Genomic DNA, 15977 nt, shown 5'->3' with positions numbered 1-15977 from the left:
GCGGTTTTCATTCCCGGATTCCCCCGCTATCCGCAGGCCGTGCGATTGCCGGTTCACGAGATCGAAGAAGAGTTGATGGCAGCGGTTTCTCCCGGACGGAACGACCGTCTGCTTCTGAAAGCGCCGACCGGATCGGGAAAATCGACGGCCGTTCCCGGCATGCTGCTCGATGCCGGCATTCCCGGCAAGATCCTGGTCATCGAGCCCCGGCGCATGGCCGCACGGCTCCTCGCCGGCTGGGTGGCGAAGCTGCGGGGTGGATCGATCGGCCACGAAGTCGGCTACGCAGTGCGTTTCGACACAAAGTACGGTCGAGACACCCGCCTGATCTACATGACCGACGGGGTCTTCCAACGCTGGCTACAGGATGATCCGGGGCTGTCGGGCGTCGGTGCTGTGGTTTTCGATGAGTTCCATGAACGACGACTTGCCGTCGACGTCACCCTCGGTCGCTGCCTTGATTTGCAGGAAGCTTCCCGGTCCGACCTGCGCGTGCTGGTCATGTCGGCCACGCTCGATACCCGGGAGCTTGGCAGCTATCTGGCCCCGGCAACCCAGCTCGAAGCCGGCGGGAGGACCTTCCCGATTGATATCTCCTACCGGGCCGGAGGTCCAAAAGCCCACGACCGGCGCGGCGGCCCGCCGCGGGAAACGCCCGTTTGGGAGAAGGTTGCCACGGTTTGCAAAGAGGCTCTCGCTCAGCCCGATGCGGGGGACGTCCTCTGCTTCCTTCCCGGCATGCACGAGATCCGCAAGACGGTGGAAGCCCTGCAAAATGCATCCTTCACCCGTAGCCATGACATTTTCCCCCTCCACGGCGGGCTTCCCCCGGCGGCCCAGGAGGCCGCCGTGTCGCCGGGGAAGCGGCCGAAAATCATCGTCTCGACCAACGTCGCCGAGACGTCCCTGACGATCGAGGGCGTCCGCACGGTAATCGATGCCGGACTGGCTCGCGAGGCGAGCTTCGACCCGCGACGCGGCATTGACACCCTCCTGATCCGGAAGATTTCTCGTGCATCGGCGGAGCAGCGGGCCGGACGGGCCGGACGCACCGGCCCCGGGCGTTGTTTCCGGTTGTGGAGCGAAAACGAGCACGCCCGCCGGGAGGCGTTCGACGCCCCGGAAGTGCGCCGGGTTGACCTTGCGGAAACCGTCCTGTTGCTGAAATCCGCGGGCATCCGTGACGTCCGCGGATTCCGGTGGCTCGATGCTCCGTTGGAAGAAAGCCTCGGCCGGGCGGAGTCGTTGCTCCATGACCTCGGCGCGCTGGATGCCGCGGGAGAATTGACGGAAGAAGGTCGTCATATGGCATCGCTGCCGCTGGAACCGCGCTATGCCCGTCTGATGCTGGCCGGGGTCGAACAGGGCTGCCTGGCGGAGATGGCGTTCATCGCCGCGGCGGTTCAGGGCGAAGGGATCTTCGTCTCGAAACGCGGAGGCATCGGCAGGAAAGACTTCGTCTTCGCCGGCGACGCCAGCGACTTCGAGGCCGAGTGGCGGGCCTTCGACTCGGCTGCGGGGATGGACTTCGATCCGCGTCGCTGTGCCCCGCTCGGAATCCATGGTCGCGGCGCGCGGGAGGTTGCGCAGGGGCTCCGGCGGCTCGAGCAACTCGCCTTGCGGCGCGGGTGGCCGCTCGGCACGATCGATTTCCAGGCGAACCGCGAGGCGGTTGGCCGCGCCATGCTGGCCTCGTTCAGCGACCGGCTCGGCGTGCGCTTTGGTGGCGCGACCTTGGCTTGCCGGGTGGTCGGCAAGCGCAAAGGCAAGCTTGATGACGAGAGTGCCGCCAAGGATGCCGCCGCCTTCGTCGCCGCCGAGATCACGGAGGTTGAGGGCCGCGAAGTCACCGTCCAGCTCCGGCGCGCCACTGCGATCGACCCTTCTTGGTTGAGGGACTTGTTCCCGGATGATTTTTCAATTTGTGACGGCGCGAGCTACGACGAGCCTCGTCGTCGGGTGGTCGCGCGCAAGGAGACCCGCTTCCGCGACCTTGTCCTCGAGGCCAAGGAAAGCGACCACGGCGTCAACCTCGACGCGGCTGCAGAATTGCTGGCCACGCGGGTCCTTTCGGGCGAATTGCTGCTCAAGAAGTGGGATGCCGCCGTCGACCAGTGGTGCGCCCGCCTTTCGTGCCTTGGTCAATGGATGCCGGAGCTCGAACTTCCCGGCTGGAGCGACGAGGACCGCGCGGCAGCCGTCGCGCAGATCTGCCACGGCGCGCTCGGCTACAAGGACATCAAGGAGCGTCCGGTTTGGCCGGTCTTGCGCGAATGGTTGAGCGCACCGCAACGGGCGGCCCTGGATGCCTATGCACCGGAACGGATCACCTTGGCCAACGGCCAGAATCCGAAGATCACCTACGAGATCGGCAAGGATCCTTGGATCGGCCTGCGGGTCCGCGATCTGTTCGGTGTCTGGGAAACCCCTGCCATCGCGAACCAGCGGGTGCCGCTCCTGGTCCACGTGCTGGCGCCGAACATGCGGCCATGGCAGATGACCCGCGACCTCGCGAGCTTCTGGTCCGGCGGCTACGCCCAGATGAAAAAGGACCTCGCGGGCCGCTATCCGAAGCAACCGTGGCCGGACGACCCGAAGGCATGGCTTGCCGCGGGTGGCGGGAAACGCTGAGCTGCCCCGGTCGTGTGGAAAGTCGTTCTCATCCTCTCCCTCCTGCCGCTGGTCGGCGCGTGGCTCGGGCGACACTGGTTCTGGACCCGCGTCCAGTTGCAGGGGATGCGCCGCGATTGCGGCACCACTGCCCGGCAACTCCGCGAACGCCTCGGCCTGCCCGCCGGACGCAAGGGCAGTGACACCCACGCCGCCGCCTTGGGAAACTCCTTGCGGGAGTGCGGCCTGCTGTTGCTTGAACGCGACGGCAACCTGCAGGCAAAAGCGCGCATCAAGGGTGCCTTCTTGACCAAAGCCCTGCCCGCGCTGGCCGGCATCGTCGGTTTTTTCGGCATCCTCTCGAAACGGGTGCCTGCCGGCTGGGCGATCGCGGGGGCCATTGCCGTGGTTGCCATGTGGACCTTGCTGCGCCTCACCGGGCTGGCCATCGAATGGCGGGCGGTTGCTCGCGGAACCGAGGCCCTGCAGGCAAGCCGCGCCCTGAAACGGCTCGACGACGAGGAGGAAGTCATCCGCTGTGCCAAGGCCAGCGTTTGGAGCACCGTCTGGCCCTTCTAGGACACCGGCTTCCGCCGGATTGTCAGCAGGACTCCCGCAAACGCCAGCGCGGCAACGCCCCAATCGCCGATCACGGCATACAACGAGGTCGGCGGATCCTTCGGGATGTCGAGCTCCACCAGCATCGAGCCGCGGGTGAAGGTGCTGCCATGGTCGTCCCTGAGCTCCTGGACCGGCCCGCCGTTTGGCGATGCGGTGACCCCGGTCGCGGTGACCGCCGCCGACACCCCGGTATTCGCGCATCGCAGCATCGGCCGCCGCAGCTCGATCGCCCGGAACCGGGCATTCGCGAAATGCTGGGCGGCCCCCTGGCTCTCCTTGAACCAACCGTCGTTGGTCACGTTCACGATGATCTGCGGCCCCTTGCGCACGAACTTCCGCATCAACCGGGCCACGGTATCCTCGAAACAGACCGCGGGAACCAAGCCGACCGTTTCGCCCCGGAGATCAAGCGCAAGCGGTTCCGTTCCCTCGCCCGGGCTGAAGGCACCCCCGTATTCAACCCCCGCCTGCTGCTTGTAGATCTCCGCGAGGAACGGCAGCTTGTCGACCAAGGGTATGTATTCGCCGAAGATCACCAGATGATGCTTCCGGAAGGTCTGCAGCCCTTCGTCCGGGGAAAGGACGGCGAGCGAGTTAAAAATCCGGGCGTCGGGTTTCATCACGAACCCCTCATCGACCTCCTCGCCTTCAATTTCGTTCACCCCCATCACCAGGGTGAATTCCCCGGCGGAACGGATCCGGTCAATGGTGATCCGGTTTTCCATCCCCATGGCCCACTGACCGGAGTCGGTCTGCAGGATCCTGCCGGTCAATGCGGTTTCCGGCCACACGATCCAATCCGGCGTCTTGAGTTCAATCCCCCCCTCGTCGCCGTCCTGCATTGCCGCCTGCAAGCGCTCCTGGTCGCTCTCGGCAATCCGGTCCAAGGCGGAAAGAGTCACATCCTCGTAGCCGAGGTGGATATCCGTGGCCGACATCAGCTGCCTGGATGCCTCCTGGGGAATATTGAGCTGCACCAGCAGGGCTTTCAGCCGGATGCTCTCGCCTTTGCCCACGGAGGCCAGGCGGAAGACCCCGTAGCTCGTGACCGCCGCCAGCAGGACCGCCGCGACCAGGAAATCGAAGCGCGGCTGGCGACGCCCGATGCCCTCCTTCATCCGTCGAACCACCTGGACGATGACCGCCTGGAGGAACACCGGCAGGAACGAAAGTCCCGTGGCACCGAGAAGATCCGCCGCCTGGGCGATCACCGGGGTCTCGTGGAAAGCGACCCCGAGGGTGTTCCAGCTGAAGCCGGTGAACATCCAGCCCCGCAAGAGTTCGAATCCCGCCCAAACCGAGGCACAGGCAAAGGCATGGCGCAAGCTGTGCAAGGTGACCGCCCGGCTTCCCGCATCCGGGGCAGGCGGATTCCGCCAAGGATTGCCCCAAGTGGCCGCGAACACCGCCCACATTGCCGGATAGACCGCGAGGTAAAGGGCGACCACCACCCAGCCGAGGCCGCTGACTTCACGCAGCCAGGTGAGCGTGGGCAGGAAAAACGCCACCCCGCTCAAATAGCCGAACACGAATGCCCTTCGCTTCCGCCGCGTTTCGCCGAGGCTCCACAAGGCCGCAAGCAAGGGAACCAGCGTGATCCACACCAACCCGACCGCGTGAAACGGCGGAAACAGGAAGACCATCCCCAAGCCACTGGCAAGAGCGGCAAGAGGACGAAGCAGGCGCTGGGACTTTCTCATGGTTGCACGAATCCGCTCCTCGGAACGCCGCGGTCACGCGCAGCCATTCACACCCGCCGGAGCGCGCGTTTCACGCCATCCGGGCCTTTGCGTCGGCTTCGATCGCGGACCACAAGCTGTCGAGCGCCGCCGACACCTTGGCCTTCGAGGCAGCGAGGTCCTCTGCGGGCGAATCCTTGCCGAAAAGGTAGAACTTGATCTTCGGCTCCGTGCCCGACGGCCGGACCGCAAACGATCGCCCGTCCTCCAGATCGACAAACAGCATCTTCTCCTTGGGCAGGGCATCGCCTTCCTCGTCGAAGAGGTCCTGGGTGGCGAAATCGCGGATCCGCGACACCTTGCTGCCATCGACCTCTTCCGGTGGTTGCACCGAATAGGAACCGGCCAGGGCCTGGATCTTCGACGCCCCGTCGGCCCCCTCCATCACCAGCGATTTGCCACGCTCCTCGTGGTAGCCGAACTGGGTGAAGATGTCGTCCAGCAGGTCGGCGATCGTCTTGCCGATCGACTTCGCGTAGGCCGCGACCTCCGCGAACATCACGGCGGCGCCATTGCCATCCTTGTCCCGGACAAAGTCGCAGCCGAGATAGCCGTAGCTCTCCTCGCCGCCGAAAAGGAAGAAGCGCGAGTATTCCAACCGCAGGGTGCGGGTCGTCGCCTCGTCGAGGGACCGGTAGTCGACACCCTTCTTGTCGGCAGGAATGGCATCCTCATACTTGCGCAGCTTCTCCGCGATGTACTTGAAGCCCGTCAGCGTGTCGACCACACCGATCCCGTAGTGGTCGGCGATCGCGCGCTGCAACTCGGTGGTCACATAGGTTTTCACGAACAAGGCGCGGGCCCGGGTCGTGTCGTTCAGCCAGCCGATCTCGAAAGCGGTCTTGGCCCGATACCAGGCCATCAGCGAACCGATCTGGTTTCCGGTCAGAAGCCGCATCTTGCCGGCGCCGTCCCGAACCGCGACGCCCATGCGGTCGTTGTCCGGATCGGTGCCGATGACGATTTCCGCTTTCTCCTTGTCGGCGAGGTCGACCGCCATCTTCAAGGCCGGGCCGTTCTCGGGGTTCGGCGACTCCACCGTCGGGAAGCGACCGTCCTGGATGTCCTGTTCCGGCACGGTGATCACCTCAAAACCCAGCTCCCGGAGCAAAGGCACGATGATCACCCCGCCGACGCCGTGCAGATTGGTGTAGACCACCCGCGTCTTGCTACCTTCCAGCAATTCCGGCCGCATCAACAGGGACTTGAGGCGGTCCATGTAGCGCCGGTCGAGGTCGGCACCGATCGTGGTCACCGTCCCCTGCTCCGATGCCGGCAGCGGCTCGAAGATCTCACTGTCGAGTGCGTTGACCTCGGCGATGATCGCGGAGGCATGGGGTTCGACGATCTGGGCACCTTCGTTGAAGTAGGCCTTGAAGCCGTTGTCGTGGGCCGGGTTATGGCTGGCCGTCAGCACGACCCCGGCATCGGCCCGCAGGTCACGCACCGCGAAGGAGAGCTCGGGCGTCGCCCGGCCGGACTCGAAAAGGTAGGCGTCGCACCCCAGTTCGGCCGCCGTTTTGGCGCAGAACTCCGCAAAGTCGCGCGAGAAGTGGCGGGTATCGTGGGCGAACACCAGCTTCGGCCTCCGCGAAGAGCCGACATGCCGCTTCGCATAGCGGATCAAGCCCCGGACCGCGCGCGAGACATTGAAGAAATTCATCGTCGCGGTGCCGGCACAAGGATGCTCCGGGCGCTCGTTCGGCCCGCCCTTCCCCTGCTCCGCCCCGGTGACCACCCGGCCGATCGTCCGGCCCCGCAACCCGCCGGTGCCGAATGCCAGCGTCTTGAAGAAACGGTCGTTCAGCTCTTCCCACTGTCCCGCCGCGGCGAGTTCGGTGACGGCAGCCTCTGCGACCGGCGAAGCCGAGCCACGCAACAAGAGATCGATGTTGGTGCGGGAGCTTTCAAGTAGGTGGCCATCCTTGAGGGCCTGATCGAGTTGGGAGGCGAGGTCGCTCATTTCGCGCTGGATGGTAGCGGGTCGATCCCTCATGGCAATGCCCTCCATGCGACATTTGTTCGAAGCGGCCCTTGCCCGGCGCACACGTCTGCGCGCCCCGGGAACCGACATGTTCCGGCTGATTGACGGCGAGGGCGACGGCTTGCCGGGGCTGGAACTCGAGGACTTTGCCGGCCGATGGCTGCTCTCGACACGGGACCGGCGGCCGCCTGCCCAGCTGCTTGCGTGGCTCGAGGACCAGCAGCGCCCGGTCTATTGGAAACGACTCGACCAACAGCAGAAGGAATCTCCGACGCCGCTCTTCGGCCCGCGTCAGAACGAGCCGTTCACCGCCGGCGAGAGCGGCCTGCAATTCGAGATCTCGTTCCAATCCGGCTACTCCCAGGGAATCTTCCTCGACCAGCGTGACAACCGCGCCGAATTGCGATCCCGGTTGAGTCCGGGTGACACGCTGCTGAACACCTTCGCCTACACCGGAGCCTTCTCGGTCTTCGCCGCATCCGCCGGAGCCACGGCGACCACGCTTGATCTGGCCCAACCCTATCTCGACTGGGCAAAGCGGAACTTCCAGCTCAACGGCATCGACCCGGCGGAACACTACTTTTGCAAGGGCGACACCTTCCACTGGCTCGCCCGCTTCGCGAAACAGGGCCGGCGCTTCACCGGGATCGTCCTCGATCCGCCGACCTTCTCCCGCGACAAGGACGGCAAGGTGTTCCGCGTCGAAAAGGACTACGGGCGCTTGCTTGAACTCGCGCTCGCCTGCCTTACCCCGGGCGGCTTCCTCCTGTCTTCGACCAACTGCAGGACCCTGTCGCCCCGCATGTTCGAGCGCCAACTCCGCGAGGTGGCACCGCGCACGGTGCAGACCCGACATGCGCCAATGCCTGCCGACTTCACCGCGGAACCGTATCTGAAAAGCATCTGGCTCGAAACGTAAGCACCCGTCCCGGCTGATCGACCGGAACGGGTGCACGAGCCTCCCTGAAAATCCTTATTCCCCGTCGGGATCGACGTCCTTGCCGAAGCGCAGCTTCAAGCCGTTGCCTTGGAAATCCGTGTCGATGTTGAGTTTCTCGATGCGCGGCCTGTATTCCTGCGGGACGGCTTCCCGGTCCTGCGGAGTGTCGTAGGGCCCCTCCCACTCAACCTTGCCACCAGGCCCCAAAATCCGCACTTCCTTGCCCCCGTCCATGCTGCGGAGTTCCACGCCGCTGCCATCGGGATCGATCATCCGGAAAGTTCCCGCACTGCGGATCTTGAGCTCCCCGTTGGCATTCCCGGGCACCGCGAACGCGTCCGCGTTGTTCATGCCTTGGAGCATCATCTTGAGGCGCTTGTGCATCTCCTCCCCGATCATTTGCTCGGGAAAGGCGCCATTGCCGGCAGGATCACCCTCGAATTCCCTGAGGTTTCTCTCGATCTCCTCGCGAAGCCGCTTTGCCTGATCCTGGGGCATGCCGTCGAGCAACAAGCGGTCGAGCGGCTTCACGTCCCCGGCAGCCAGTGCGGGCGGGAGCTCGGGTGCGGTCCCCAGCGCGATCTTTGCAGTGCCGACTTTGCCGCGGTGGATGAATTCAACATCGACCTCGTCGTCCGGTTTCATCCCGCCGATCACGTCGCGGAGTTGTTCATGGGAGCCGATCGAGTTGCCGTCGACCTTGGTGATCACGTCGTTCTGGGCGATGCCCGACTTCGCGGCCGGACCATTGGCATCCAAGGCACGGACGACCACGCCCTGGCCCGCATCGAGCCCGAGATGTTCGCCCAACAAGCCGGGCACCTGCGAGGTTCCGACACCCAGGTAGGCCTTCGGATCTTCGAGGGGCACCACCTGGCCGGCATCCGGCGCCTCAAGCGGCACGACCTTGACGTCTTCCGGTTTCGGTTGCGGGGGGATCGGTGCGGCGGCGCCGGGCGGCTCGATCGCCAGCACGGACGAAGCCACTCCCACAAATGCCGCAATGCCGTATGCAGTGGATGATTTCATGTTCGTTGCGATTAACATACGGTAAGCGTAGTAATTCGCCCTCCTCGTCTTGGAAAATCAGTCGATTTTCTCGGGAACCTCCAGGTATTCAACCCTCGGCACTTCCGCCTCGAAAGTCCGGCCGTTCGCATCGCGCAATTGCACGCGATCCCGGTAAATGACCCGCACCCGGCGCACCGGCCGGCCGTCGGCCGTCCACTTGACGCCTTCATCCTTCGCCTCCTCGAGACCGCTGCCGAAGCTCGCGTTGACGAAAGCGCCAGGATCCCGGGGTGCAGCAGCCGGTCCACGTGCCGAGATCTCCGCAACCGGCTTCGCCGGCGGAACCGTTCCCGGACCATCCATCATCAGGGCGCTGAACGCACCCGCCATGGCGACGGCAGCTGCCGCCGCGAACCACGGCCGGCGGTGGCCCGGTTTTGATTCGGCCCTGGACCCGCCCGGGAACAACACCACCTTCTCGTCGATCGGAAAGGCTACCTTCGAAACGGTGGCCACCATGCGTTCGGTCATCGCATCGGTCAGACCTGCAGGCTGCATGGCCGAAAGCTTGCTCACCACTCCCGCGGTCGATACCCCGGGCACTTGCAGTCTTCCCTCCACGGCGGCGAGCAGGCGATCCAGGCACGCCGCGTCGGGTGCCACGGGTCGCATGCCCTTGAGCGTGTCTTCGAGAGTCTGGAAGTTGTCGTCCATGCGTTGTTCGGAATGATCGTCGTTCAAATCGAAAGGTCTCCTTTGCGCCGCGCCGAAGAGAGCTTCTTCTTGAGGGCTTCAAGTCCATAGCGATACCGCGAGGCCGCCGTGTTTGGAGAAATATCAAGCGCTTCGCCGATTTCAGCGAAAGTCCGCTCACCCCAGATCTTCATCACTACCACCTCCGCGAATTTCGGCGGCAGTTCCTTGAGACCGGCCTCCAGCAACTGGCGGGTCTCGTCTTCGGAAGACTCGCTTTCGAACCAGGGATGAAAGGCCTCGCGCTGGTCCGCTTCGGATTCTTCGCTGACGACATCCTCGCGGCGGCGACGGCGGTCATCGCGGCGGCCGAGATCGATGGACAGCCGGCGGATGGTGGTGAAAAGGTATGGCATCCACGCCTCCTGCCCCCCGACGAAATCGTTGGAGTTGATCTTGTCGACCAGCTTCACCAAGGCGTCCTGCAAGACGTCCTGGGCATCCTCCGTGGAGCGTGTCTGCTGGCGGGCGAACAGGAGCAACCGGGGTCCAAATTCGCCCAACCACTCGCGCCAGGCGGTGGTGGAAAGCGATTCGCTTTCAGCGGTGGATGGGTTCACGTCGTCGTTGGGATCCATGGCTTCAGCGTCGTCAACCTAGCCCCTTGTCTACCGAATGGCGAGCGATTCGCCGTGACAATGCCCTGCCGGTCGGCGAACCGGCGACCTTCGCCACCTGATCCGGCGGCCCCTCCGCCAGCAAGCATCCGCCCTCGCGCCCCCCGCCCGGTCCCAAGTCGATCACCCAGTCGGCGGCAGCGATGACATCCAGGTGATGTTCCACCACCAGCACGCTGTGTCCGGCTTCGCGCAAACCACGGAATGCCACCAGCAGCCGCTCGACGTCGCCGAAGTGCAGGCCGGTCGTCGGCTCGTCGAAGAAGTAAAGCGTGTGCGGCGCCGCCGGCTTGGAAAGTTCCACCGCCAGCTTGAGACGCTGGGCCTCCCCTCCGGACAAGGTATTCGCGGCCTGGCCGAGACGCAGGTAACCGAGCCCGAGCGAATCGAGAACCTGCAAGCCGCGGCGCAGCTTCGGCACCGCGGCGAAAACCTCCAGGGCCTCACCGGCCGTCAGGTCGAGAGCGTCGGCGATGCTCATTCCCTTGAACCGCACCTCAAGGGTTTCGCGATTGAAGCGCCGGCCGCCACATGAGCGGCAGATCACCCAGGCGTCCGGCAGGAAATTCATCTCGATCTTCAGCCGTCCCGCGCCCACGCAGGTCTCGCAGCGGCCGCCATGGGTGTTGAAGCTGAAACGACCGGCACCATAGCCGCGCTGGCGGGACAGCGGGAGCTTCGAATAGAGGTCACGGATCACGTCGAACATGCCGGTGAACGTCGCCGGGTTCGAGCGCGGACTGCGGCCGATCGGCGACTGGTCCACTGCGACCACTTTTCCAAGATGCTCCATGCCCTCGATCCCACGGTGGGCACCGGGGGCGTCCCCGCTGCCGTTGAAATGCCGCTTCAGCGACCTCAACAAGACATCGTCGGCAAGGGTCGACTTGCCGCTGCCGCTGGGTCCACTGAGGCAAACGATGCCGCCCAAGGGTATCCTGACGTCGAGATCGCATAGATTGTGCTCGGTCGCGCCTCTAACGACCAAGGCCTCGTCCAGCAGGCTGAACCCCTTGCCTCCTTCCGGAGCGGCAACCGGTTCGGCGAGCCAACGCATGGTGGGAGAGCTTTCCGGAAAGTCCTGGAGCGTCGCGGAGCCGAGAATCTGACCGCCTTCGGTCCCGGCACCCGGACCCAGTTCAATCATCCAGTCGGCGGCGCGGATCATCTCCTCGTCGTGCTCGACGACCACCACGGTATTGCCCCGGTCGCGAAGCCGCTTCAGAGCGGCGATCAACCGCCCGGTATCCTGGTCGTGCAGGCCGATGCTCGGTTCATCGAGGACGTAAAGGACCCCGGTCAGCCCGCTGCCCAACTGGGTTGCAAGCCGGATTCTCTGGGACTCTCCCCCCGAAAGTGTCGCGCTGGATCGGTCGAGCCCCAGATAGCCCAGCCCCACCTCCTCGAGGAAGCCCAGCTTCTCGCCCACGGCGCCGCTCAGCTGCTGGCAGACCTCCACCCGGTCGTCCGGCAGGCAAATCCCGGCCAGCCAGGCCGCGGCTTCTTCCACCGGGAGCGAACAAAACTCCTGGATCCCCAACCATCGTCCCGCTCCATCCGCGATCTTCACCGCCAGGATCTCCGGCTTCAGTCTCCTGCCTTGGCAAACGCTGCAGGGCCTCTCCGCCATCACCCGCAGCAAGCGCCTCCGCACCGCCTCGCTGCGCGCCTCCCCCAGCTTTCGTTCGGCCTCCCGGCAAAGCCCTTCGTAGCGCTTGAGCTGCTTTTTCTTTTCAATCCCGACCCGCCATCCGGTGTCGAATTCCCCGCCCTCGAAGATCAGCTTCTTGCCTTCCGCCGACAAGCCGGTCGCGGCCGTGTCCTCCGGCAGTCCAAGCATCCGCAGGATGGCTGCCGCCTCCTTGGCGAAGCTCTTGCCCCGCAAGGCACCGACCTTCCACCACCCCTTGATCCCCCCCTTGGCCAAGGGAACATCGGGATCGCCCACCAGGAGAGCAGGATCACAGAAGGTCTCCGTGCCCAGCCCCTCGCATGCCGGACAGGCACCGAGATGGGAGTTGAAGGAGAAATGGCGAGGACTCAGCTCGCCGATCATGAAGCCGGTCTGCGGGTTCCGGTAGCTGGTTTGGAATGAAATCTCACGCCATCCGTCGCCATCGCTCACAAGCACCCGTGCTTCCGCACCGCAGATCCGCAGCGCCGTCTCGACGGAATCGGCGAGCCGGGCCTCGCCGTCCGGCCGGACCACCAGACGATCGACCACAACCTCCACCGCCGACACTTGCTCCGGCCACGAGGCCTCCGCCTCCTCGAGCTCGAGGATCTCCCCGTCGATCCTCACCCGGACGAAGCCCTGCCGCCGCAGGTCCCCGATCAAGCGCTTCCCGTCGGCCGCCTCCTCCGCGGGAACCGGCGCGAGAAGCACGACGCGGGTGCCCTCGTCCATGCCGGAAATCGCCGCCACGATATCTCCCGCACTCATGCGGGTCAGCCGCTCTCCGGTCACCGGGTCGTGGGGAACACCGGCCGCCGCCCACAAGATCCGCAGGTGTTCGTGGATCTCGGTCACCGTTGCCACCGTCGAGCGCGGATTCAGCCCGCCGCTTCGCTGTTCGATCGCAATTGCCGGACTCAATCCCTCGATCGAATCGACGTCCGGCTTTTCCAACTGATCGAGGAACTGTCGGGCGTATGCCGAGAGCGACTCCACGAATCGCCGCTGCCCTTCCGCAAACAGCGTGTGGAAGGCCAGCGACGATTTGCCCGATCCGCTCGGACCGGTCACCACCACCAGCTTGCCACGCGGGATATCGACGTCGATTCCCCGCAAATTGTGCTGCCTCGCTCCCCGGATCCGGATGCTGTCCACGGCAAAAGGAGAATGCGCCGGGATGCCCGTGCCAAGCGCCAATGCGGTCGTGGCGGAGGCGAGGCTTCACCTGGTAGCTCTCGTCTCCTATTTCTTGGGAGGAGCGATCGCGAAGGGAATCGTGATTTCCTTCAAGTCCGACCAATAGCGCACCGTCACGGCCAACTCCTTCCCCTTGGCCTTGGCGAAGTGGTAGGTCTTGCGGTCGCCCGACCAGGAGCTTCCGTTCCCATCGAGCTCCGCTTCACCGTCCATCACCACCACCTCGATGATCGCCTGATGATCCCCGGTGATCTGGATGTTCGTGGAGTCTTTCCCGCCGCCGAAGAATCCCCCGCCGCCCGCCACGCCGATCTTGAACGGGCCGAGATCCTTCGGTGCTGTTTCGTCACCGGCCAGAGTAACCTTCTTCTCCTCGGACGCCGCGGCGGTGACCGCCTTGATGCTACCGTCGAGTGTCGACTGCTCCACGCTGCCGAACAGGTCACCGGGAAAGCTCACCGTGAAGCTGCCGATCTTCCCGTCTTCGCCCACCTTGGAAAAACTCTCCTGCTTCCAGTTCGGCTTTCCGCTGCGGGTGCGGGCCCACTCGCGGCCATCGCCCAGCTTGAAACTCTTGATCTCCACCGAGTCGTCCTTGAACGCGACCAGGTCTTCACCGCGGACCAGGAATGAGAAAGCCACCCCCGCTTCATGCCCCATCGGTTTCACCTCGAAGCCCACATCATCACCGAGCGGCTTGCCGATGCGGGTCTGGATCAGGGAAACGTCGTAGGATTGCGCGGGAGCGAGACAGGGTAGGAAAAGGACGGCAAACAGGGTGGCTTTCATCCCCGGCAAGCTGCCGGAAAAAGCCACCCCCGCCAAGGTGAAGCATCACGGTGTCCGCAAGCGGAAGAACCCCCGCCCGGCCTCCGCCGGAACCGCGACATCGAGGGTCGCCCCGCCGCTGGCATCGATTTCGATGAGGCGGTCCTCCGACCACTTGGTCAGATTCGTTGAGCTCTCGAGGACGCAACTTTGCCCGGGAAGCCCGGTCACCTGGATCCGCACGCTGCCCGGATCCCCCGGCACCGATCGCAGGGCGAGAGTCGGCACGGGGAGGTCCCCTTCCACCAGATTCCGGGCGGTAAGGTTGCCCGAAGCAGCTCCAATCGTTAGGGTGACCGTGACCGGTGCCGAGTCGAGCACGCCGTCATTGGCGACGTAAGTGAAGGAATCGGCCCCTTCGAAGAGGCCGGTCGGCTTGTATCTGAAAACCCCCTTCTTGTTGAGCTTCAGCACGCCGGACGAAGGCCCCGACACCACCCGGAAGGTCAACGGGTCGCCGTCGGCATCGGAACCCGAGGCCCCGAATACCACGGGCTTCTTGACCGGTCCGGACAAGTTCATGGCCTGGGCGACCGGGGCACGGTTGTTTGGATTGACGACCGAGACATCGATCCAAGCCGGCTTCGACTTGGTGGTCCCGTCCAAGGCCCTGAAGGAGAAACGGTCCTTGCCCTTGAATCCTGCGTTCGGGGTGTAGACGAAGTTGGGGCTGGTTCCGGAAATCGTGCCGTTCGACGGCGACCTGACAATTTCGAAGGTCAGTGGATCCTCATCGAGATCCGTTCCGGTCACGACCACCACCTTGCTGCTGTTCTGGTTCGCAACGACCGCGGCCGAATTGGCCACCGGCCGGCGGTTCTTGTCCTTCACGCGGATCGTCACGGTGGCCGGCGGAGAGTTCGCGACGCCGTCACTGACGCGATAGGTGAAGGATACGGTCCCGGTCCATTTGCGCTCGGGCGTGTATTTCATGTTCGGGGGCGTCCCGCTCAAGGTCCCGGAAGCCGGCTGGCTCAGCACGGTGAAAGTGAGCGGATTGGCGTCGGCATCGTCGCCGCTCAAGGTCACGGCAACGGTCTTGTTCTTCATCGAATTCACCGACTTGCCATGGGCCACCGGAGTGGTGTTGGTGCCGTTGATCGTGATCGATACCGTGGCCGCGGCCGAATAACCGGTGCCGTCGTGAACCCGGTAGGTGAAACTGTCGCTCCCGGTCACGCCGTTGTTCGGCTGGTAGGTGAGGTTCGGAGCGGTCCCGGAGAGGGATCCCTTCGAAGGCCCGGAAAGAATGCTGAAGGTCAGGCTGCTGCCCTCTACATCGGTCCCCGACAAGTTGATCCCGACGCTGGTGTTGCGTGTCGTCGTCACGGACTTCGCGGCGGCGACCGGGAGATCGTTGACCGGGGTGATCGATATCGAAACGGTGGCGGACGAGGAGTTGAACTCGCCGTCGTTGACCCGGTAGGTGAAGCTGTCACTCCCGTTGGCATTGGCGTTCGGCCGGTAGGTGAGGTTCGGCGCGGTGCCCGACAGCGTCCCCTTCGTGGGCGAGATGAGGATCGAATAAGTCAGGGAATCGCCCTGCGGATCGGAGCCCGACAAGGTCGCAGCAACCTGCCCGTCCTCCAGCACCGTCAGCGAAAACGGGTTGGCGGTCGGTGCGGTATTCGGATCGGTAGGCACCGTGTAGACGACCTGCGAGGACGGAGCGCTGGCCAGACCGGAGGTATTCACGGCAACCACGGCGAAGTAGTAGGTAACCCCCTGGGTCAGGTTGCCTGCCGTGGCCGAAGTGCTCGCCCCGGCATTCACCGTGCTCGAGTAGGAACCCGACGAAGTTCCGTATCTCAGCTCGTAGTGGTCGATGTTCGCTTCCGGGTTGGCATCCCAGGCCAAGGTGACGGACCGGGTGCCGGCGGCAGTCGCCTCGCCGGCGACGCCGAACCAAGCCATCAAGACGACGGCCAGGTGGATCAGGAATCTAGGTTGAACGGGGGTGGCGAAGTGTTTGGCGGCGACCAAATGATTCATGTTCTTCGGG

At 64.6% G+C, this 15977-nt stretch carries 11 protein-coding genes; 3 read left to right on the top strand and 8 right to left on the bottom strand.

Annotation, left to right across the window (positions count from 1 at the left end):
- The first annotated feature begins 39 nt into the window (after nt 1–39).
- Nucleotides 40–2631 carry an ATP-dependent helicase HrpB gene (gene hrpB / locus IG178_RS17805; protein ID WP_193213928.1) on the top strand — a complete coding sequence of 864 codons (2592 nt, stop codon included), beginning with the start codon at nt 40–42 and terminating at the stop codon, nt 2629–2631.
- A 12-nt stretch (nt 2632–2643) separates the two neighbouring features.
- Complete coding sequence (locus IG178_RS17800) at nt 2644–3189, top strand: hypothetical protein (protein WP_193213927.1); 546 nt, start codon at nt 2644–2646, stop codon at nt 3187–3189.
- On the opposite strand, the gene lnt is transcribed toward IG178_RS17800, so the two are convergent.
- A complete protein-coding gene (gene lnt, locus IG178_RS17795; protein ID WP_193213926.1) occupies nt 3186–4931 on the bottom strand; it encodes an apolipoprotein N-acyltransferase in 1746 nt (581 codons plus the stop codon). The genes IG178_RS17800 and lnt overlap by 4 nt on opposite strands.
- A 70-nt stretch (nt 4932–5001) precedes the next feature.
- Nucleotides 5002–6966 (bottom strand): phospho-sugar mutase, encoded by a 1965-nt coding sequence (locus tag IG178_RS17790; RefSeq protein WP_226895554.1) that lies wholly within the window; start codon nt 6964–6966, stop codon nt 5002–5004.
- A gap of 76 nt (nt 6967–7042) precedes the next feature.
- Between IG178_RS17790 and IG178_RS17785 the strand changes: the two genes are divergently transcribed.
- The gene (locus IG178_RS17785; RefSeq protein ID WP_226895553.1) at nt 7043–7873 is read left to right on the top strand and encodes a class I SAM-dependent methyltransferase; all 831 of its coding nucleotides are present in this window, start codon (nt 7043–7045) and stop codon (nt 7871–7873) included.
- 54 nt (nt 7874–7927) lie between these two features.
- Here the strand turns inward: IG178_RS17785 and IG178_RS17780 are convergent, their stop codons facing one another.
- The 6 genes from IG178_RS17780 to IG178_RS17755 all read right to left on the bottom strand — a co-directional run bounded on the left by IG178_RS17780 (nt 7928) and on the right by IG178_RS17755 (nt 15967).
- A complete protein-coding gene (locus IG178_RS17780) occupies nt 7928–8923 on the bottom strand; it encodes a S1C family serine protease (RefSeq protein WP_193213924.1) in 996 nt (331 codons plus the stop codon).
- A gap of 57 nt (nt 8924–8980) precedes the next feature.
- Nucleotides 8981–9619: a hypothetical protein gene (locus IG178_RS17775; protein ID WP_193213923.1), complete on the bottom strand. Its 639-nt coding sequence runs from the start codon at nt 9617–9619 to the stop codon at nt 8981–8983.
- Nucleotides 9620–9642: 23 nt separating this feature from the next.
- The gene (locus tag IG178_RS17770) at nt 9643–10236 is read right to left on the bottom strand and encodes an RNA polymerase sigma factor (RefSeq protein ID WP_193213922.1); all 594 of its coding nucleotides are present in this window, start codon (nt 10234–10236) and stop codon (nt 9643–9645) included.
- Nucleotides 10237–10249: 13 nt separating this feature from the next.
- Nucleotides 10250–13105, bottom strand: a complete 2856-nt coding sequence (gene uvrA, locus IG178_RS17765; protein ID WP_193213921.1) for an excinuclease ABC subunit UvrA — start codon at nt 13103–13105, stop codon at nt 10250–10252.
- Between the two features lie 87 nt (nt 13106–13192).
- Nucleotides 13193–13936, bottom strand: coding sequence for a hypothetical protein (locus IG178_RS17760; RefSeq protein ID WP_193213920.1), 744 nt, complete (start codon nt 13934–13936; stop codon nt 13193–13195).
- A 45-nt stretch (nt 13937–13981) separates the two neighbouring features.
- Nucleotides 13982–15967: an Ig-like domain-containing protein gene (locus IG178_RS17755; RefSeq protein ID WP_193213919.1), complete on the bottom strand. Its 1986-nt coding sequence runs from the start codon at nt 15965–15967 to the stop codon at nt 13982–13984.
- Nucleotides 15968–15977 lie beyond the last annotated feature (10 nt).

It is taken from the genome of Neoluteolibacter marinus (assembly GCF_014904755.1).
Taxonomy (GTDB): domain Bacteria; phylum Verrucomicrobiota; class Verrucomicrobiia; order Verrucomicrobiales; family Akkermansiaceae; genus Haloferula; species Haloferula marina.
This window is presented reverse-complemented; position numbering and strand designations above follow the sequence as displayed.

What these genes read in the sequence shown, in the direction of transcription:
- IG178_RS17790 (WP_226895554.1), bottom strand. Translation starts at nt 6,966, where the DNA reads ATGAGGGATCGACCCGCTACCATCCAGCGCGAAATGAGCGACCTCGCC.
- IG178_RS17785 (WP_226895553.1), top strand. Translation starts at nt 7,043, where the DNA reads ATGTTCCGGCTGATTGACGGCGAGGGCGACGGCTTGCCGGGGCTGGAA.
- IG178_RS17760 (WP_193213920.1), bottom strand. Translation starts at nt 13,936, where the DNA reads ATGAAAGCCACCCTGTTTGCCGTCCTTTTCCTACCCTGTCTCGCTCCC.
- IG178_RS17775 (WP_193213923.1), bottom strand. Translation starts at nt 9,619, where the DNA reads ATGGACGACAACTTCCAGACTCTCGAAGACACGCTCAAGGGCATGCGA.
- lnt (WP_193213926.1), bottom strand. Translation starts at nt 4,931, where the DNA reads ATGAGAAAGTCCCAGCGCCTGCTTCGTCCTCTTGCCGCTCTTGCCAGT.
- IG178_RS17780 (WP_193213924.1), bottom strand. Translation starts at nt 8,923, where the DNA reads ATGAAATCATCCACTGCATACGGCATTGCGGCATTTGTGGGAGTGGCT.
- IG178_RS17755 (WP_193213919.1), bottom strand. Translation starts at nt 15,967, where the DNA reads ATGAATCATTTGGTCGCCGCCAAACACTTCGCCACCCCCGTTCAACCT.
- IG178_RS17770 (WP_193213922.1), bottom strand. Translation starts at nt 10,236, where the DNA reads ATGGATCCCAACGACGACGTGAACCCATCCACCGCTGAAAGCGAATCG.